At 35.0% G+C, this 19,271-nt stretch carries 19 protein-coding genes and 1 pseudogene; 13 read left to right on the top strand and 7 right to left on the bottom strand.

Annotation, left to right across the window (positions count from 1 at the left end):
* Positions 1 to 161: 161 nt before the first annotated feature.
* Complete coding sequence (locus BMY56_RS18790) at positions 162 to 374, bottom strand: hypothetical protein (protein ID WP_245737117.1); 213 nt, start codon at positions 372 to 374, stop codon at positions 162 to 164.
* Between BMY56_RS18790 and BMY56_RS18785 the strand changes: the two genes are divergently transcribed.
* The 4 genes from BMY56_RS18785 (at position 348) to BMY56_RS01770 (ending at position 3,533) form a co-directional block, all read left to right on the top strand.
* The gene (locus BMY56_RS18785; protein ID WP_262493763.1) at positions 348 to 881 is read left to right on the top strand and encodes an integrase core domain-containing protein; all 534 of its coding nucleotides are present in this window, start codon (positions 348 to 350) and stop codon (positions 879 to 881) included. The two genes, BMY56_RS18790 and BMY56_RS18785, sit on opposite strands and share 27 nt — an antisense overlap.
* 63 nt (positions 882 to 944) lie before the next feature.
* Positions 945 to 1,718 (top strand): DUF6090 family protein, encoded by a 774-nt coding sequence (locus BMY56_RS01780; RefSeq protein ID WP_091619135.1) that lies wholly within the window; start codon positions 945 to 947, stop codon positions 1,716 to 1,718.
* Between the two features lie 18 nt (positions 1,719 to 1,736).
* Complete coding sequence (locus tag BMY56_RS01775) at positions 1,737 to 2,510, top strand: DUF6090 family protein (RefSeq protein ID WP_091619133.1); 774 nt, start codon at positions 1,737 to 1,739, stop codon at positions 2,508 to 2,510.
* Between the two features lie 150 nt (positions 2,511 to 2,660).
* On the top strand, positions 2,661 to 3,533 hold the full coding sequence (locus BMY56_RS01770; RefSeq protein WP_143057768.1) for a DUF6090 family protein: 873 nt from the start codon (positions 2,661 to 2,663) through the stop codon (positions 3,531 to 3,533).
* Positions 3,534 to 3,689: 156 nt separating this feature from the next.
* Here BMY56_RS01770 and BMY56_RS01765 read toward each other — a convergent pair.
* Positions 3,690 to 4,463: pseudogene (locus BMY56_RS01765) on the bottom strand (IS110 family transposase).
* 398 nt (positions 4,464 to 4,861) lie between these two features.
* Here BMY56_RS01765 and BMY56_RS01760 point away from each other — a divergent pair.
* Positions 4,862 to 5,605 (top strand): DUF6090 family protein, encoded by a 744-nt coding sequence (locus BMY56_RS01760; protein ID WP_177170903.1) that lies wholly within the window; start codon positions 4,862 to 4,864, stop codon positions 5,603 to 5,605.
* Positions 5,606 to 5,785: 180 nt separating this feature from the next.
* Here the strand turns inward: BMY56_RS01760 and BMY56_RS01755 are convergent, their stop codons facing one another.
* Positions 5,786 to 6,259 (bottom strand): transposase, encoded by a 474-nt coding sequence (locus BMY56_RS01755; RefSeq protein ID WP_143057767.1) that lies wholly within the window; start codon positions 6,257 to 6,259, stop codon positions 5,786 to 5,788.
* A 333-nt stretch (positions 6,260 to 6,592) separates the two neighbouring features.
* Between BMY56_RS01755 and BMY56_RS01750 the strand changes: the two genes are divergently transcribed.
* The 3 genes from BMY56_RS01750 (at position 6,593) to BMY56_RS01740 (ending at position 9,950) form a co-directional block, all read left to right on the top strand.
* Positions 6,593 to 7,783, top strand: a complete 1,191-nt coding sequence (locus BMY56_RS01750; protein ID WP_177170902.1) for a PQQ-dependent sugar dehydrogenase — start codon at positions 6,593 to 6,595, stop codon at positions 7,781 to 7,783.
* A gap of 292 nt (positions 7,784 to 8,075) precedes the next feature.
* Positions 8,076 to 8,933: a hypothetical protein gene (locus BMY56_RS01745; RefSeq protein ID WP_091619123.1), complete on the top strand. Its 858-nt coding sequence runs from the start codon at positions 8,076 to 8,078 to the stop codon at positions 8,931 to 8,933.
* 51 nt (positions 8,934 to 8,984) lie between these two features.
* Positions 8,985 to 9,950 carry a carbon-nitrogen hydrolase family protein gene (locus BMY56_RS01740; RefSeq protein WP_091619121.1) on the top strand — a complete coding sequence of 322 codons (966 nt, stop codon included), beginning with the start codon at positions 8,985 to 8,987 and terminating at the stop codon, positions 9,948 to 9,950.
* A gap of 126 nt (positions 9,951 to 10,076) precedes the next feature.
* On the opposite strand, the gene BMY56_RS01735 is transcribed toward BMY56_RS01740, so the two are convergent.
* A complete protein-coding gene (locus BMY56_RS01735; protein ID WP_091619119.1) occupies positions 10,077 to 11,090 on the bottom strand; it encodes an LLM class flavin-dependent oxidoreductase in 1,014 nt (337 codons plus the stop codon).
* A gap of 48 nt (positions 11,091 to 11,138) precedes the next feature.
* On the bottom strand, positions 11,139 to 11,408 hold the full coding sequence (locus BMY56_RS01730) for an ArsR/SmtB family transcription factor (protein ID WP_091619117.1): 270 nt from the start codon (positions 11,406 to 11,408) through the stop codon (positions 11,139 to 11,141).
* A gap of 91 nt (positions 11,409 to 11,499) precedes the next feature.
* Between BMY56_RS01730 and BMY56_RS01725 the strand changes: the two genes are divergently transcribed.
* The 4 genes from BMY56_RS01725 (at position 11,500) to BMY56_RS01710 (ending at position 16,308) form a co-directional block, all read left to right on the top strand.
* A complete protein-coding gene (locus BMY56_RS01725) occupies positions 11,500 to 11,784 on the top strand; it encodes a hypothetical protein (protein ID WP_091619115.1) in 285 nt (94 codons plus the stop codon).
* A gap of 362 nt (positions 11,785 to 12,146) precedes the next feature.
* A complete protein-coding gene (locus BMY56_RS01720; protein WP_091619113.1) occupies positions 12,147 to 13,679 on the top strand; it encodes a M28 family peptidase in 1,533 nt (510 codons plus the stop codon).
* 364 nt (positions 13,680 to 14,043) lie between these two features.
* Positions 14,044 to 14,655 (top strand): alpha-ketoglutarate-dependent dioxygenase AlkB family protein, encoded by a 612-nt coding sequence (locus BMY56_RS01715; protein ID WP_091619111.1) that lies wholly within the window; start codon positions 14,044 to 14,046, stop codon positions 14,653 to 14,655.
* Between the two features lie 102 nt (positions 14,656 to 14,757).
* Entirely contained in the window at positions 14,758 to 16,308 is a 1,551-nt protein-coding gene (locus tag BMY56_RS01710) for an NAD(P)/FAD-dependent oxidoreductase (RefSeq protein ID WP_091619109.1), read from the top strand.
* Positions 16,309 to 16,436: 128 nt separating this feature from the next.
* On the opposite strand, the gene BMY56_RS01705 is transcribed toward BMY56_RS01710, so the two are convergent.
* Positions 16,437 to 16,673 carry a hypothetical protein gene (locus BMY56_RS01705; protein ID WP_091619107.1) on the bottom strand — a complete coding sequence of 79 codons (237 nt, stop codon included), beginning with the start codon at positions 16,671 to 16,673 and terminating at the stop codon, positions 16,437 to 16,439.
* Between the two features lie 390 nt (positions 16,674 to 17,063).
* On the opposite strand from BMY56_RS01705, the gene BMY56_RS01700 reads away from it, so the two are divergent.
* Positions 17,064 to 18,359, top strand: a complete 1,296-nt coding sequence (locus BMY56_RS01700; protein WP_091619105.1) for a DEAD/DEAH box helicase — start codon at positions 17,064 to 17,066, stop codon at positions 18,357 to 18,359.
* Positions 18,360 to 18,459: 100 nt separating this feature from the next.
* Here the strand turns inward: BMY56_RS01700 and BMY56_RS01695 are convergent, their stop codons facing one another.
* A complete protein-coding gene (locus BMY56_RS01695) occupies positions 18,460 to 19,254 on the bottom strand; it encodes a hypothetical protein (RefSeq protein WP_091619103.1) in 795 nt (264 codons plus the stop codon).
* Positions 19,255 to 19,271 lie beyond the last annotated feature (17 nt).

The raw sequence follows: 19,271 nt of genomic DNA, 5'->3' as shown, positions 1-19,271 counted from the left end.
CATAAGAGATATTCCCATCTGTGGTTACCGTTCACAATATCCTTTCTAGGCATGGCCTGGTCAAACCTCAGAAAAGGTGCAAGGGAGTCAAACCCGTATTCCCTGTTTTCGACCAAAAACAGTGCAATGAAGTTTGGAGTGCAGATTATTAAGGAAAGTTTTTAATGGGCAATAAAATCTACTGTCATCCACTCACCATTGCCGACTCCAAAAGCTGGTTCCTGTTCACCGCTAAAGGACATTACCATGAAAACCTGAAGTCTGCCAAGGCTGAATTTACCAGGGTCTTTATAACATTTGGAATCTCCGAACAAATACATACGGACAATGGTAGTCCCTTTGGTTCGGTGCGTACCATCCAACGATTTACACAACTATCCTATTGGTTTATCGAACTGGGTATAACACCTGTCTTTTCAGATCTCGCCCATCCCGAACAAAATGGTAGGCATGAACGTATGCACCGCGATCTAAAAGCAGCTTTCGCCAAACCTTCGGCCTATTGCCTAAAAGTGCAACAAAGACGTCTGAACCACTTTGTAAAGGAATATAACAACATTAGAACACATGAAGCTTTGAGTATGAGGACACCTGCAGATATGCATGACTTTTCTACCAGACCGTTCCCTGAAAGAATACCGGACTTTGACTATGATGCCAAATACAAGGTCCTTAAAGTAACCCAGAATGGATCTATCAGATGGAAATCTTATTACTGGGTATATGTGACCGCTTCATTAATAGGTAAATATGTTGGTATACAGGAAATGGGAAACGGCATTTGGAGGGTGTTTTATAGAAACGTATTTTTAGGTTTCTTTGATGAAAGATATCTAAGAAATAAAGAACAGGCAACAAGATTAGAAATTAATTTAGTGTAAACCTTAATCTTTAACTTGTGTAAACTATGTGCCTTAACGAACATTATGACCAACCAATAACCAATGATAAAATTCTTCAGACAAATTAGACAAAACTTACTTGTGGAAAACAAAACTGGAAAGTATCTGAAATATGCTATTGGAGAAATAGTTCTTGTTGTTATTGGAATTTTAATTGCACTTCAGATTAATAATTGGAACGAACAGAGGATAGAACGCATTCAAGAAAAAATATTCCTTAAGCGTTTTGAAGTTGAGTTAAACACCAATCTAGAAAACATTTTGACCGCTATTTCTTTAAATAAAAGCCGTATTCATCGTGCTGATTTTTTGTTGAGGACGATAGATAAGCCACAGCTGGCCGTAGATTCTTCCAGTTACTTTATGAAAAGTATCGAACATGCTAGTTATACTAACATACCACTTATTTCCGACAATGCATTTGAAGAACTTAAATCCAGTGGAAATCTTTCTCTAATTAGCAACGAGGCTCTCAGGGCAGCACTTCAAAAATACTACTCTTGGACATCATCCGAAGGGCAATATAATTTTCTCCAACAAGACATTCAGCTTAATTATTCTCACCTTAAACAGGGCATTTTTACTACAAGTCAAGTTATAGACATGGGCGATTATTATATTACCAAAAATTATAGTGCGATTGAGGCAAAAGAAACATTTGAACGCATGTTGAACAAACCCAAATTTTTGCAGTTCATACCCTATGTTATTCAAAACAAGTTGGGGGCTGAAGACAGTTATGACAATATCTATAATCAGGCCAAAGCCTTAAGAATATTGCTTAAAGCAGAATTAGATAAACAAAATGATCATTAAAATCTTCAGCAAAAGCCAATGATAAAATTCTTTAGAAAAATTCGACAAAACCTACTTTCAGAAGGTAAAACCAGAAAGTATCTCAAATATGCTACAGGAGAAATAGTCTTGGTGGTAATTGGAATTTTGATAGCGCTTCAGATTAATAATTGGAATCTTAATAGACAAAATAAAATATTAGAAACAGACTATCTTAAAGGAATTAACATCAACCTTAATGATGACATAAGTGAATTGGAGAAATTATTTTATAAAGACACTATCAAACTCAATGCGTATACTTATTTAATAAGAACATTTAACTCTGAACCAATAACTTCTAAACATCAAGAAATAATAACTAACCTTTATAATGCTTCAGGTTATAATTGGTTTGAAGGTCAGAACGTGGTATTTGAAAATATTAAATCTTCAGGAAATCTGAATTTAATTGAGTCCGATTCAATTAAATATTCTATTCAAAAATATTATAAATTCTTTGAAGAAGTAATTAAACAAGAAAACCTTTACAACTCTTTTGTTGAAAAATATACAGACCGAAACAGCCAGTATTTTGATGTGAGTAGCTTTATAGAGAATAAGGCGGAATTACAATGGAATGGTAATACAGGACCTCCTGACCTTTCCATTATTAATGAACCAGAATTTCAATTATTCAAACCAAACTTAATTAAAAACTTTAGTCTAATTAAGGACAGCAGAACACATGCACACGAGGTACGAAAGGTTTTATACAATAAGGCTAAAAACCTTAAAAATATGATTGAAAAGTATTTGAAAGACAAAAAATAACGAAAGCACAACAATAGCTATAAGTAATGCAGGGTTTGGTGTACAATCCAAAGTAAGCGTATATTTACTATGTCCGCAAAATATTTTCTCCCGAAGCGTCGGGATTGCTCTAACGAAAAAATATAAATCAAAACAAAAAGCTTTTGCTACGTGCGAAGACAGAAACTAAAAGGTTTCCTTTCCTCCGCACTACTCATAGCTGAAACTATGTGCCTTAATGAACATTATGACCAACCAATAAACATGATAAAATTCTTTAGAAAAATTAGACAAAAGTTAGTAACTGAAAATAAGTTCAGTAAATATCTACTTTATGCCATTGGTGAAATTGTGCTAGTGGTTATTGGGATATTAATTGCGCTTCAGTTAAATAATTTGAATGAGATTGACAAGGTTAAGGATGCAGAAATATTATATCTAAATGCCCTTCATGATGAATTCTCAAATAACCTCATAGAAGTAGAACGAGTAATGAAACAAAATGCGAAAGGTTTGGCGTACGCCAATGCACTTTTAGATAAAATGGGAACTTCTGATCTAGATTTGACTGAAAAGGTATTTGATTCTTTAATGTATCGCACAATTGTGGCTGAAATTCAATACCGTCCTAGCCCAGGCACTCTTATTGAGTTGGTCAACTCTGGTAAATTAAGTATTATTTCTAATAGGGAGCTGCGACTAAAACTGGCCTCATGGGATGGAATTCTTACCAGCATCTTGTTTCAGGAAGAAGAACATTCCAAACCTCGGTATAAATTGATTGATTTAATGAACAAATGGGGTAATGGTAGAAAGTCCTTAAAAAATGCATTAGCAAATAATAGATTTGCTTTGGAGATTTCTAACAGCCCTTTTAAGCTATCTAGTAAAGTGCTGCTAAAGAATATTGAATTTGACAATCAGCTAACCTTCTTTTTTATTACCGGATCTTTTCTGAATGCACATTTTTATTCTGATTTGAAGGATAATATAGAAAATACGCTGAAACAACTCCAAAGTGAGCTTGATCAAAGTACTAACTGAGGCTATTAATTGGGATTTAAACCAATAACGAAAGCAAAACAAAGAACTGAGGTAAAAAACAAGTAAGTTCTTCCTTAATCTGAGACAATACTATTCTAGCCCATAGATTCAAAAAAATAGATTCTTTAAGCTTTTTTCATGGTTTTTATTCTCTGGTTATCTAGACAATAGTGAAATGTAAGTTTCATCATATGGCCTTCCTGATTTCGCAATAACAAAGGACTGTTTAAGTAGTTTGTTGGCAACTGCTATCAATGCTTGTTTCTTACTCTTTCCTTTGTTCACGATTCGCTCATAAACTTCCTTGCACGCCTTGTTGTGTTTACAAGCATTAAAGGAATATAGAAATAAAAGATTCCGAAGCTTTCTATTACCGACCTTACTTATTCGTGCACGACCTGTTACGCTGCTCCCCGACTCACGTATCGTTGGGGTTATACCAACATAACTACAAAGCTGTGATGCCGTTTCGAACTTGCTAAAACCATCAGTTACCACTATTAAAAATAATGCAGTCTTTTGCCCTATTCCTGGTATTGACGTCAACAAGGTCAATTGTTCTTGTTGATCCACTTTCACCGATGACAAAATCTTCGATTCGATAGCTTCTACCTCCTTATTAAGCTGCTTCTTGTTACGTATCAAAGAACGATGAACAAACTTTGAGGGTATGCCCAAAACAGCTTCTCCAGGTATTTTGTTCTTAGTTGCGGTACGTTGTTTTAAATACGTATCCAATAATCTGAACAACTGTAGACACTTACTCTACGTATCTGTCAAAGCATTGTAAAGAGATACTTCATTGATCAAAGCATATTCGCAGATAGCCTTCGCATCGTTCTTGTACTGGTTGTGACCTATGGTACTACCATACACATCAAAGACATCCTTACTGATGTCAACTCCAAAAGTTTCTTTATATTTATTCATAAGAAATGATTTATGAAAGAACTAGCTACCGGTATCACAACAACTTGAAAACGAGATCTAGGTCTCACAGAACTGAACGTGATTATAGTAGTAAAAGAGTGAGGATTATCAATGTTGTCGAAGTCTAAAGCTTCACCGTGTATAGTAACCTTAATTCTCTCTTTTGTTCTTTCTGATTATTCTATCAATTTAATGAGAATCAAACTTAAGCCGTGTATAATTAATTGCTGGTACTCGCCTACTTACGAAAATCCTCGCGGATTTTCTATTCGGTTTGTATTTGCTAAATTAGTTGCTGAAACACGCAACGAAATCATACACAAACACGTTGTGCCCAATATTGACCAACCAAATAACCAATGATAAAATTCTTTAGAAAAATTCGACAAAACTTACTAATGAAAAACAAAATAGGTAAGTATTTTACTTATGCCCTTGGTGAAATTATACTTGTGGTTATTGGGATTTTAATTGCTCTTCAAATCAATAATTGGAATGAAGAAAGAAAAAATTCTATTGAGGAAAAAGTTATTTTAGAAAATTTATTAGAAAATTTAAATTTATCGAAAACACAATCTGAATTATTAATTTCTGGAGAGAACATATTAAAGCAGAGCCTAATCCAAATTCTTGGAATTGAATCCGATAATAATGGATTAAAATCAATAACCATTAGTGATTCTATTTTCAAGAATACAGTTTGGGATTTACAAAGTGACATTCCAACTTTTAACGCTTACAATAATTTAAAAAGCACAAATAAATTAAGCCTAATTAAGAATAAAAATATAAATGAAAAATTTACCGAATTAGAGTTTCGTCTTAAAAAACTTAATGATATTCTTAACGACAGATTAAGTGTTCATCAAATTCGTATAGATGATATATTAGAAAAAGACATCAATTTCATCCCTTTAGTAAAATCTAACTTACCAAATATTAATATTGAAAATGAGACAGGCAACAACTATTCGCAATTACTTGAAAATAAAAGAATAAGAAATCTTCTTGGTATGAAATTATCATTTACCCAAGATGTGATTGATTATCGAAAAAATCTCGATACTGAAATTAAAGATTTGATTATCTTAATAGAATTGGAATTAACTCAAAAAAATAACGAAAGCAAAACAAAGAACTGAGCTGAAAAACAAGTTTTTTCTTTAAATCTTCAGGAAACAGGTTGAGCAATCAATTTGTTATCCCGCGCAGCAATAGCTTTATGCTTTTGCTGTTTTTTGTTTCAAACACTGCATCACTGACTTCTTCATTTTTTTTCCATAACGTAAACATAAGTATCAATAATTTTCTTTGAACGGTTATTAAGGCACCAATTGCTTTTCTTTCTTGGGCTTAAATCTGTCATAGAATTGTTTCAATGTCGTATTACAGCATATACCGGTCATAGAGGGCATAAGTAATACCGCTCTAATGTGGCTGTCCTTTCTTTTACTGATCCTTGTTTTGCCGGACTCCTTTAAAACTATGTCAAAACTAGCATAGCTTGTATGCTGCTTTGTATTCACTATCGATCCAAAACCCAATATCTCCCCAACTACCGTAGCTGCCAATATGAAAGAGACACCAGGTATACTCCTTAGATAGTCGATTTTCCGTTTAAGCACTTCATTTTTGAAAATGATTTCTTTCATCTCCTGTTCTATCATTTTTATTTGCACGTTGAGAAGTTTTAATCTATTCCTATGTCTTTTCAATGTTTGGGTATTACCGTAAACATCCGAATCGATAGCTCCTTGACGATCGGTCAATAAACCTAGGGATAATGATAAACCCAACTTTTAAACATCAATACCTAAACCCTGTTTTAACCGCTTTTACATTTCATTGTTTTTAAGGCTATAACTCTTGTTAGCTTCCTTGCTCGCGTTTGATTCGACTTCTGTAATCAGAATTTAGGTTCTGTGCAGATTCCATGAAAATTACTAAATGACGGAGTTGCTATAACACGATAGCCTACTCAAGAATCTAGCCGGATCTCGAAATCACTCTTCCCATTAAATTATTTAGTCTCCCAAAATATCTTATCTTCAAACAAAGAATCAAACATACCAGCAGAATCGTTGTGCTTCATTATAATCAACCACGAACAAATGATAAAATTCTTTAGCATGGGAACACTTTTTCTCAAATATCAAAAGGGCACATTTACGCTACCACAAGGGATTAAAATTTTGAAAATTGTAGTCTTTATTCCAATCACCTTACTTTTCTGTTCTTGTAATGAGGTAAAGACGCAAACCACAGCATCAGGCTTAACATTAGATTTGGAGGTTTTGGCAGATGGCTTTGAAATACCCTGGGCCATTGAAGTAATTAGTGAAGATGATTATCTTTTCACCGAAAGAATGGGTGCACTATACCGCTACCGAAATGGTAAGGTTAACAAAGTGGATGGTTTGCCCGAATCCAAGACGTTTACGACAGACAGACCTTATGGGGGAATGATGGATATAAGTCTTCACCCAGAGTTTGAATCGAATCAAATGGCCTATCTGACTTACGTAAATGAGGACTACCATCTTTCGGTAGCTCGATTCAGACTGAAGGAAAATTCAGCACAAGATATCGAGATAATTTTCAAGTCAGATCAGTTCGCTATTGGTTCACGAATAGCCTGGCAAGATAAAACACATTTCTTTTTGTCGTTTGGATCAGGCGGGGCACCGCTTCCCGATCCTGGGCCACAAGACCTAAACGACCCAAGGGGGAAAATCTTTAGGCTAATGGATGACGGGTCTATCCCCGAAGACAATCCTATCTTTCCTGGTATGAGCAAACCCTCGGGTATTTGGACTTATGGGCACAGAGATCCTCAGGGACTCTTTTATGATACGGATAATACAACTTTATATTCCAATGAACATGGGCCATTGGGTGGTGACGAATTCAACATAATTGTCAAAGGGGGTAATTACGGCTGGCCCTTATTTTCATACGGAGTAAATTATGACCTTTCTAAGGTATCCGATATGACCGAGGAGGAAGCGGCAAAGAATACGATTTTGCCCGTAAAACACTGGACACCAGATTTTCGCCTGGCGCCTAGCTGCCTTATAAGACTTAAAAACAGCAATTTTGAGCCCTGGAACGGTTCTTTTCTTATGGGGGCCTTAACGTACCAGCATCTTGTACTTTATAATCTTGAAACAGATGACACTGAAATTGTTTTACCTAAAGTTGGCCGGGTGCGCGATATTGCACAATTACCGAGTGGAAACCTTGTCATTTTAATCGATCAAAAAAGCCCGAGTCTTTTTTCTAAAGGACGATTAGTGAAAATTACATTAAAAACAAATTAGTCGCGAAAATCAAATGAATACAAAGGTTAAAGCACTAGATGAGAAAAACTAACTTTTTTGTGGGTTTATCGTCTCAATATTTTAAGAATGAAAACAATATTAGAGATAAACAAGTATCATTAAGGTTAAGTCAAAATATGGTGTGAACTATGTCCCTTTAACTCTGTAAATAATCTGCCTTAACGAACAAATTCGCTTAGCTTTTTTTTAAGAATAAATTTGCTAATTTAGGTGATGCAATCAGTAACCTTTCACAGTAATACTTGTAGCATTAAAGTTGAATTAAATTCGAATGAAAATCAGGTACTTTTTTCCTCTACTGCTCTTCATTGCAATAACTTCTTGTAAACAAAAAGTCCATAACCAAATTACCTCGCAAAAGGAATACAATTATGGTACCCAAAATGATTCAGCCCTTTTTCATTTTAATAAAGGCTGGGAATATATTATGGATTATGGCCAATGGTCTTTATCTGAAAATGCATTTCGAAAAGCGGTAGCGTTCGATTCTTCTTTTGTAATTGGTAAAAGCTTGGTGGGTAAAATATCTGATGACCTTAATGAACGAATACGGCTCTTAAATGAAATCAATCTAGAAAAAAGTAAGGAAAATAAAGACAACCAGCTATTATTGGAAGTTACGCTCGCTACCTTAGAATTGTTTAATGCGCGCGACCAAAAACAAAAATTAGAAACTAATTTCTATTCGAATTTCAAGAAAATCGCAGAGAACAACTACAGGGAGTTTATACATAAATACCCTAATGAAACCTTTATAAAAGCCGAGTATATTGAAATCTTACAGTCTAATTACGGGTCAAAAATAGCATTAGATTCCCTTCATCTACTCACAACAGAAAAACAAAAAGAAATCCCTTTTTTCATTAGCTATGCTGCCACATTAGAGTCCGATTTAGGAAATTATAAAAAGGCATTATTAATTGCTGATGAGTTTAATACCAAAATAAATAATAAGAATATTCCTCAACCCTATGTGTTATACGCAAGCATTTATTTAAAGATGGATAGCTTGTCATTGGCTAAATCTCAAATAGAAAAAGCCCTTGAATTAGACCCAAAACATGTTTTTGCACAAAGGTTCAAAAATGAGATTGATAGTAAACTAAACGCTAATAAAGACCGGCTATAATGCTTTAGTTAAGCTCAATAACCTGAACACTCTAAAATCAGAAATTTAAAAATGATACCAACCGATACCAAGAATACACTTAAAATAGGAATGGCTCAAATCTCTCCGGTTTGGCTCAACAAACAAAAGACTATTGATAAAATAAAAACATATATCAATAAAGCTGCTGATGATAATTGTGAGCTATTGGTATTTGGCGAGGCATTGCTGCCTGGCTATCCGTTTTGGGTATCGTTAACCGATGGGGCCAAATTTAATTCGACCACACAAAAAGAAATACATGCACATTATGTCAAGAATTCTATTCAGATAGAAGCTGGCGAGCTTGATGAAATTTGCGCATTAGCGAAAGAGCATACTATGGCCATTTATTTAGGTATTATGGAACGCGCCAAAAATAGAGGCGGTCATAGTATCTATTGTTCGTTGGTATATATCGATGCTAATGGCGACATAAAATCGGTACATAGAAAATTACAACCTACGTACGAAGAACGATTAACTTGGGCAGCTGGTGATGGTAATGGACTGAGAGTTCATGATTTAAAAGATTTTTGCGTCGGCGGATTGAATTGCTGGGAAAACTGGATGCCATTATCAAGAACAGCACTTTACGGTATGGGTGAAAATCTACATATTGCTGTTTGGCCAGGTTCTGATTATAACACCCTAGACATTACAAGATTCATAGCAAGGGAATCTCGTTCTTTCGTTGTTTCCGTTTCAAGTTTGATGAGAATCGAAGATTTTCCTGAAGACACCCCACATCTCCAAGAAATACTTAAAAATGCCCCTGACACTATGGCGAATGGCGGTTCTTGTATTGCTGGACCGGATGGCGAATGGATTATTCCACCAGTTGTCGACAAAGAAGGTCTAATTACTTCTACTATTGATTTTAATCGCGTTCTAGAAGAACGACAAAACTTTGATCCTGTTGGGCATTATTCTAGACCAGACGTAACTAAGCTTACTGTTAATAGAGAAAGACAATCGGTAATAGATATTATAGATTAGTTTGGTGAAGAACTTGAGCTAATAATCGAATTAATTCAACTGTATTTTCTAAAAAAATGAAGGAAGATTTTCCTAAGTAATTCGGTTACCATTTTATTTCAATTATTAAAACACCTACCTATATAATTAAGAATCCTCATTATTCAATTCACGCATAATAGCTGCAAAAAGTTGATATGATTTAATACGGTCTTGTCCATCATAAATATTAGTTACCGCAATTAGCTCATCTACCTGTGTGTCTGCAATAAATTGTTTTACTTCCCTTTTAACGGTCTCTTTACTCCCAATAAATGAAAACCTAAGCATTTGTTGTACAGAAGGGTTTTGGCTTAATGCACGTAATTCATCCGTCATTTCAGTTGGGGCCTGCATAAATCCTCGTTTACCCGTCAATAAGCCTATAATCATTCTATAAAGCGATGTTGAAATTCGCTCAGCCTCTTCATCGGTATCTGCAACAATAATATTGACTCCGGCTAAAGTATATGGCTTCTCTAATACTTCAGAGGGTTGAAATTCTTGATGATATATTTTTAGAGCATTCATTAAATGTGTCGTTGCAAAGTGACTTGCAAAAGCATACGGCAAGCCTTTTTTAGCCGCAAGATGGGCGCTATCGGTACTTGAACCTAAAATGTATATCGGCACCTCTACTCCTTCAGCTACAGTAGCCCGAACCTTTGCATTGGCATTTTCACTCGAAAAATAATGCTGTATTTTTTGAACTTCATCAGGAAAAGACATGGCAGCTTGGTAAAAATCGGATCGGATAGCTTTTGCTGTTTCTTGATCTGTCCCTGGGGCTCTCCCTAAACCTAAATCTATACGATTAGGATATAGAATACCCAACGTACCAAATTGTTCTGCTATAATTAAAGGGGAATGATTTGGTAACATTATACCTCCTGATCCTACGCGAATCTTTTTGGTGCCTTCAGCAATATTACCAATTAAAATAGATGTTGCACTGCTACCAATAGCTACCGAATTATGATGCTCGGCCAACCAATAACGGGTATAACCTTCAGCCTCTGCTGCTTGAGCCAATGACAATGCATGATCAAAAGTATCTTTTAACGTGGTTCCTTGTGATACTATAGCAAGGTCAAGTATGGAATATTCTATTTGTTTTTTCAAACTAAATTCATTTATACATTTAAAAATTTCAATATATTTTAAAAAATATTACAGATTTTTCAATCGAAGCATATAGTTATCCCACACCTCATGATTAAGTGAATAATGATAATTTCGCCCAATCTTATGCTGATTAATCAATCCTGATTCCACTAACTTTTTAATATGATGACTGATGGAAGGCTGGGCTAAATCTAATAAATCGCAAGCATGGGTACATTCTACCTTACCCTGATTCTTCTGCATGTACTGTAATATTTTTAGCCGATTAATATCACTTAACGCTTTTGATATTTTTTCTATTTGTTTTAGCTCCATGATGTTTTAATATATCGATATATACAAATGTATCGATTAATTTTTACGTATTATTTTAATAGTATGTTAATATCTATCAAATGAGAATTATGTGTTCTTTAAATCAAAAACAAATGAAGTATTTAATCAGCAATATGTTGATTTAACTACAATAAAAACATGTGAAATAGCGAATATTGGTAAATCATATGCACGGAAAGAAAAAATCATCGACCGATTAAACCTAAACTTCTTTCCTGTTAATAGTAATCAACCCAACACGGTTTTTGAATTTTACAATGCTGATATCAACTACCAATTAAGTGGTGAACTTCAGTCTATAGAAAAATGGAATACGTTGATTAAAAATATGCTGAAAAATAAAGAGCAAGCATAGTAGTTACTGTATTTTTTGAATAATGGCAGATGCATTACGCTTTATAAAATTAGTGTTCGAAACCTTCCATTTCTATTTTACATATTCAAATGTTTAAACTCACTATGATATTTTTACTTGGTTGCCGTAAGGCTGATTCTAAATGAAAAATTACCTGTAATCTTATCGATGATTATACAGTTGAGTTTTAAAGATAAAGTCACGCGTAAATTCTAAAAAGAAATTACGGGTTTTACCTATCATTTTAAGCGCAGAAGAATAGTATTTCAAATACACCTAGAAATAGAGTAACTTGTTATCATTTACTAATGTCACTGGTGCTTACACTAACGATTAACATTCAATAATCATAACTTCTAATTATGAAATTAAAAACAAGTATTACTTTATTCCTTTTTCTAGGATTTACTATCAACAACTATTCACAAGTAACAAGTAAGGAAAAAGTATTGTCAGAAATTCGAAATGAAGGATTCAATAATTCTGAAGCCATGAACATGTTAAGTCAGTTCACCGACATTTACGGCCAGAGGCTTACAGGTACTAGAGAGTACTATAACGCTGCTAATTGGATTTCTGATGAGATGAAAAAAATTGGTCTTCAAAATGTACATTTTGAAAATTATTGTTCTGATTGTCGAGGCTGGGGTATTAAAACTTTTACTGTCGAAATGGTCGCTCCAAACTATATGAATATTTCAGCGTATCCTTTGGCGATGTCTAAAAGCACAGATGGCTTTGTTTCTGGCACCATCATAAGTATAGAGAGTTTTGCTGATATGAATAGGGTGCAAAGTGAATTTTCAGGTAAACTGAAGGGGAAAATAATCCTTTTAGGAAATGAACCTAGAAAGAAATCACTTTTAGATACTATTGAATCTAGATATTCAGAGACACAATTGAAACAAATGGAGAAAAAAGTAACCGCAAAGGTTAAAACAACTCCACTACCTAAACTTTTTGAGCAATGGAAAACTGACGATTTTTCGGATGAATCGTTCCTTAAGTTTATAGAAGCTGAAGGCGCTATAGCCGTATTGACTACTATGCCTATGTATTTAGGTGTTTTACACCCTCAAGGAACATATTATTATAAAGAGGGTGATTTAAAACCTTTGCCATATTTCACAATCATGCCTGAACATTTTGGAAGATTGTTCCGTATGACAAAAATAAATGCAACACCCACTTTACGAATTAATTTGGAAACTGAATTTTATAGTGAACCCGAAAATAATGTAAACATCATAGGGGAAATTTCGGGTAATGATGCTAAACTAAAGTCAGAAAGCATCCTATTAGGAGCTCATTTCGATTCTTGGCATTCTGCCACAGGTGCAACCGATAATGGTGCTAATTGCATAGTTTTAGTAGAAGCTTTACGCATTCTTAAGCAGATTGGCTATGAACCCAAAAGAACTATTAAAGTTGGGCTATGGGGAGGTGAAGAACAAGCTTATTTAGGGTCGGCTGCCTATGCTAAAAAACACTTTGGAGATTTAAATGAAAATCCGAATATCGCATCTAAAAAAATTACAGCTTATTTAAATTTAGATAATGGTGCCGGGTTAATAAGAGGTGTTTTTTTACAGAATAATGAATTGGCAAGACCCGTTTTCGAAAAAGTATTTGAGCCAATTTCTACTATAAGTTCTGGAGCTATTGCTATTGAAAACACACTATCTACCGACCACGAAACTTTTGATCATTATAATATCCCATCATTTCAATTCATACAAGATGATTTAGCTTATGGGTCTGCAACTCATCATACAACTCTTGATTTCTTAGAATATGTTCCTGAAAATGACATTATGAAAAATGCTGTGATTTTAGCTTGGACAATTTATTCTTTGGATACCATGCAAGAAAACATCCCTAGAAAGCAAAAATAAGTACCCGTTAAGCTATGTAAAATGGTTTGCTGGTTACCCCTATTCATGAAAATCCTCACAGATTCCCCTTCGTTTTGTATAGGCTTTAAATTAATTGCTAAAACAGGTAATACATCTTACATGTATGGTCTAAAACACTAAAAAAACATTCTTTATAGAATCAAAGTTAGAAATTCAATCTTTACTATTCTTAGAAATTTATCCCTATTTTTATTTCTGATTATAAGTATTTCTTGCCAAAACTCTGCAAACAAATAGAGCACTACTAAAAGTGAATCTTTAGGTTAAAAAACTGAAGAAGCTATTGAAAGTAATTTTTGACCTTGTAGACATTGTATGAAGGAAGCTTATAAAAAATGGAAAAATGAAATTGTTTGATTTAAAAGTAGACTCTAGTAAAAACCTACTCCCACAAGATGGAACAGTTAATTATTATGGTAAGATTCTGATTTTGCCAGAAGCAAATGATTTTTTAGACAAGTTGCTAAACCAAATTGAGTGGAAAAATGATGAGGCCGTAATTTTTGGCAAGAAAATAATTACCAAACGTAAAGTGGCATGGTATGGCGAAAAACCATTTGAATATACGTATTCAAAAACAACAAAACGAGCACTACCTTGGACCACCGAATTAGTAACCTTAAAAAACAAAATAGAGCAAGAAACAGGTGAGACTTTTAACTCATGCCTGCTCAATCTTTATCACGACGGAAACGAAGGAATGGCCTGGCATAGCGATGGCGAAAAAGATTTAAAAAAGAACGGCGCAATTGCCTCTTTAAGTTTTGGTTCGGAACGAAAATTCGCCTTTAAACATAAAGAAACCAAAGAAAAAGTTGAATTGATTTTAGAACATGGTAGCTTATTGATAATGAAAGATGAAACCCAAACCAATTGGTTGCATCGATTACCTCCTACAAAATTAAGCACGCAGCCCAGAGTGAATTTGACTTTTAGAACTATTATTGAAAAATAAAGACCAAATTAATTACACTAAGTATTACTTTCTTAATACCACTTTCTCAGCAATTTTAAAAATCTTGAAATATCATCGTGTATTTTACTTTAATTTTGCAACATGGTCAGAAATATACAGTTACGATTAACGTTAAAGGAAGAAGCTACTCCTAATGGTTTAGAAATACGTACGGCTAAGTATCTTGGTCTTGTAGAAGGCACCTTTAAGATAAGGGTACTTCGAAAATCTATTGATGCACGTAAACCTAAAATCGTATTCAATTACAAACTGGCTGTTTATATTAATGAACCCGCCCCTAGCAATGCTATATCTTTTAATTATAAAGATGTTTCTAAGGCAAAACCGATTCATATTATAGGTTTCGGACCTGCAGGAATGTGGGCTGCACTTCGTTGTTTAGAAATGGGATACAAACCTATTGTGCTAGAACGTGGCAAAAATGTAAAAGACCGTAGACGCGATTTAAAAGCAATCAACCAAGACCATCAAGTTAATCCAGAAAGCAACTATTGCTTTGGAGAAGGTGGTGCTGGCACGTATTCTGACGGAAAATTATATACCCGAAGCTTAAAACGTGGCGATGTACGTCGCATATTCGAAAGCTTGGTGTTTCATGGTGCTACAGAGCAAATATTAATAGATGCGCATCCGCATATCGGAACTAACAAACTCCCGAAAATTGTTCAGAACATAAGGGAAGTAATACAGCATCACGGTGGTGAAATTCATTTCAATACTAAGGTGACCAATTTTATTATAAAGAATAACACGTTAAAAGCTATCATTATCAATGAAAAGAATGAAATGGCCGTAGACCGAGTCATTCTAGCTACCGGACATTCCGCACGTGATATATTTGACCTTTTACATAAAAAGGATATTGCCTTAGCAGCAAAATCATTTGCCATGGGTGTTCGTGTTGAGCACCCTCAACATATTATTGACAGTATTCAATACCATTGTTCTGGTGAGCGAAGCGAGTTGTTACCGGCAGCATCGTATAGCTTGGTAGAACAGATAAAAGAACGTGGAGTCTATTCTTTTTGTATGTGTCCTGGTGGATTCATCGTTCCTGCGGCAACGGCACCTGGTGAAGTTGTAGTCAATGGCATGTCGCCATCGAAACGAAATAACCTGTATGCAAATTCTGGTATCGTTGTAGAAATCAATGTAGATACCGATATTCCCAAATACGAAAAATTCGGTGCCCTTAAAGGATTGGAATATCAAAAGGATTTAGAACGTTTGGCTTTTACTTCAGGTGGAAGAACACAAACTGCACCTGCACAACGGTTAACTGATTTTGTGGAAGGCAACTTGTCTGCAGACTTAAACCCTACTTCCTACCAGCCAGGTCTAAAGTCAGCTCCCCTACACTCTTTATTGCCAAAACTAATTGGAGGAAGACTACGCCTAGGCTTTAAAGTCTTTGGTGATAAAATGCATGGATATTATACTGCAGAAGCAAATATAGTTGGGGTAGAATCAAGAACCTCATCACCAGTAAGCATCCCTAGAAACGAACAACTAGAACATCCAGTAGTCAAAGGTCTTTTTCCATGTGGTGAAGGTGGTGGCTATGCTGGTGGTATTGTATCAGCAGCTATGGACGGCGAACGCTGTGCCGAAGCAGCCATGAAGGGACTTTAAAAGTTTAATAAGCAGGTTCAAATTCAAGCGCAAAGTTCAAAACCCAAATTCTATTCAAGATTAAGAGAAAGCAGATACGAGTGTAAGTAAAAACTGGTAACTGGTAACTGGCAACTGAAAACCGAATATTAAGCCATTTTAGGCTTGTTTGCTTTAGAGATGAAGTTTAACTCTTTTTTGATTTTTGAATTTTTGAATTTGTATAAACGAGCTACTTCAGTTTTAGTCTCAAGGTTTAACTCATAAGTTGTTTCAGTAACGATTGTCATTTCAATAGTTTCAACCTTAACTTCGTTAGTAGCATTTTGTGCTTGTACAGTAAAGCTTAAGAAGATGATAAAGATGATTGTTAGTATTGTTTTCATGACTTGCGTTTGTTACACTTATAGAACGCAGCAGACCTTGTTGTACTAGGTAGTGAATCGCTGAAAAACACATATTACTCGTTAGTTTACACGTGTTAGGTTGAAGTGTAAAATCTTGTCGATAAACGACATTGCACCCAAAATCACCTTACCGAGATTTGATGTCGTTAATCGACTATTAGCTCTGTACAGAAAGCCTTTACATCATTATTAAAGTATCTATTTTCACTTTTCTATATTATGACCTTGCTTCACATGGGATACTTTGCGCTAATTACTTTCTAATAAACACTAAAAACTAGTTCTAATCCCTATTTCATGTTTCCTATCTACTAACAACTTTATAATTACTTCCACATTAAAGCGTACCTTTGCCCCTTATTAAAAATTATGACATTTAAAGAACTCGGCATAGCCGAACCAATCCTAAAAGCCTTAGAAGCTGAAGGTTATACCCACCCTACTCCAATTCAAGAACAATCTATTCCTATATTACTTAAAGGCAAAGACCTTTTAGGTGTTGCACAAACAGGTACAGGAAAAACAGCTGCCTTTGGTATTCCTATTCTTCATCATTTGTATGAAGGTATTAGTTTGAGCCAATCGAAACGAAAAGTTAAAGCGTTAGTAGTTACTCCTACTCGTGAACTTGCCATTCAAATAGGCGAAAGTTTTACTGCATATGGTAAACATACCGGACTTAGAAATACCGTTATTTTTGGTGGTGTTAAACAAGGTAAACAAGTAAGCGCCTTAAGAGGTGGTGTAGATATATTGATTGCTACTCCCGGGCGTTTATTAGATTTAATGAACCAAGGTTTTATTTCTTTCAGAGATTTACAACATGTTGTTTTAGATGAAGCTGACCAAATGTTGGATATGGGTTTCATACATGATATCAAAAAAATAATTGCGAAACTTCCTCCAAAGAGACAGTCTCTTTTCTTTTCGGCTACCATGCCAAAAGATATTGTAGAGCTTTCGCGTAAGATGTTAGGCGATTTCGAACGCGTTACGATTAAACCAGAGCAAGCTACCGCAGAGAAAGTAGAACAAGGTGTTTACTTTATAAGTAAAGGAAATAAGCCTAAACTGTTGGTGCATTTATTAGAACAACAGCCACAAGCTTCTGTATTGGTGTTTTCTCGTACAAAACATGGTGCCAATAAAATTGTAAAGAAATTGGCACAGGCCGATATTCGGTCTGCCGCTATTCACGGTAATAAATCGCAAACTGCACGACAAAAAGCCTTGGGTGATTTTAAAGATGGTAAATTAAAGGTATTGGTTGCCACTGATATTGCCGCTAGGGGTATCGATGTTGAAGATTTATCTTTGGTGGTAAATTATGACTTACCGAATGTATCTGAAACCTATGTGCACCGTATTGGTAGAACAGGTCGTGCCAGCGCAAGTGGTACCGCACTTTCTTTTTGTGATAAAGAAGAAAGAGCTTACCTACGTGATATTGAAAAACTCATTAAGCAGGCTGTTCCTCGTATGCCAGAGCATCAGTTTATGGATGAGGATACGAAAGATGATGATGATGAAAGACCAGCACGTAGTCCACGAGGACCAGGGAAATCTGGCAATAAAAACAGAGCTGGTGGTAACAACTTCCGTGGAAAAAATAATAGGAATACCAGTAAACCAAAAAAGAGAAACGATTCTAGCAGTAGAAACTAGTATAAATTGAAATTTTACTAAATAAATAAAAAAACCCATGTATAGTCATGGGTTTTTTTAGCTAAAATAATTATAAACACATAAAATCGAATATATTTTATTAACGCACCATTCTAATTAGTTGCGCCATATAAACATATTTCAAATCCCTTGCTGCAATACCTTCTTGCATCTGCTTGGTTTTAGCAGGTGTAGCACCCTCACTATAGTTTATATTCTGATTTAATGCCTGGTTATAATCTTTAAACATACTTACCGTCATATGTGATGCATAGGTATCACTACCTATAGGATTCATAAACCCGATCAATCCCCAATTTAACTTCTTACCTGAATCTACCTCTTTTTGATGTAAAGGTTGAAACACCTCTTTCTCTGCATTTTCATAGGTATTATAATGCTCAAGGTCAACCTTCATCATATCTATTTCGGCAACTGTGCCCAAAACCATTTCTGCTGGTGAAAACCCTGTTGTTGTGGCAATTTGTTGGGCATATATTCGTGCTGCCAAATCCCTTGTTTTTGCTGAACCATTAATTTTTGCGGTAAGTTCGGTTTCTGTCATATTAGGATAAGCGGCCTTTACCCTATCCATAATATTACCCCAACTACTACCATCCATCATTTTTACCGGATCACTATAAAGTGACACCGTTAAGTATTGAAACCCTTGCATTTCTCCTCCAGGTTGTAAACTCCATAAATCCCAACCAAGTATATCACCTGATTTTACCCGCTGTTGTTGTATTTTTTCCCAGAATGATTCGGTTTCGTCGTAAGCAGCAGATTGTTCGTTATCTACCTTCATAAATTCAAAAACCAGATATAGTGTTTCTTGTGCATTGGTCATAACACCAAATAGCATTAATGCGATAATTAATATTCCTTTTTTCATGTTCTTAAAATTTAGTG

Source organism: Maribacter orientalis, from assembly GCF_900109345.1.
Lineage (GTDB): Bacteria > Bacteroidota > Bacteroidia > Flavobacteriales > Flavobacteriaceae > Maribacter > Maribacter orientalis.
The sequence above is the reverse complement of the archived record's forward strand: the minus strand, read 5'-3'. Positions and strand labels throughout refer to the sequence as shown.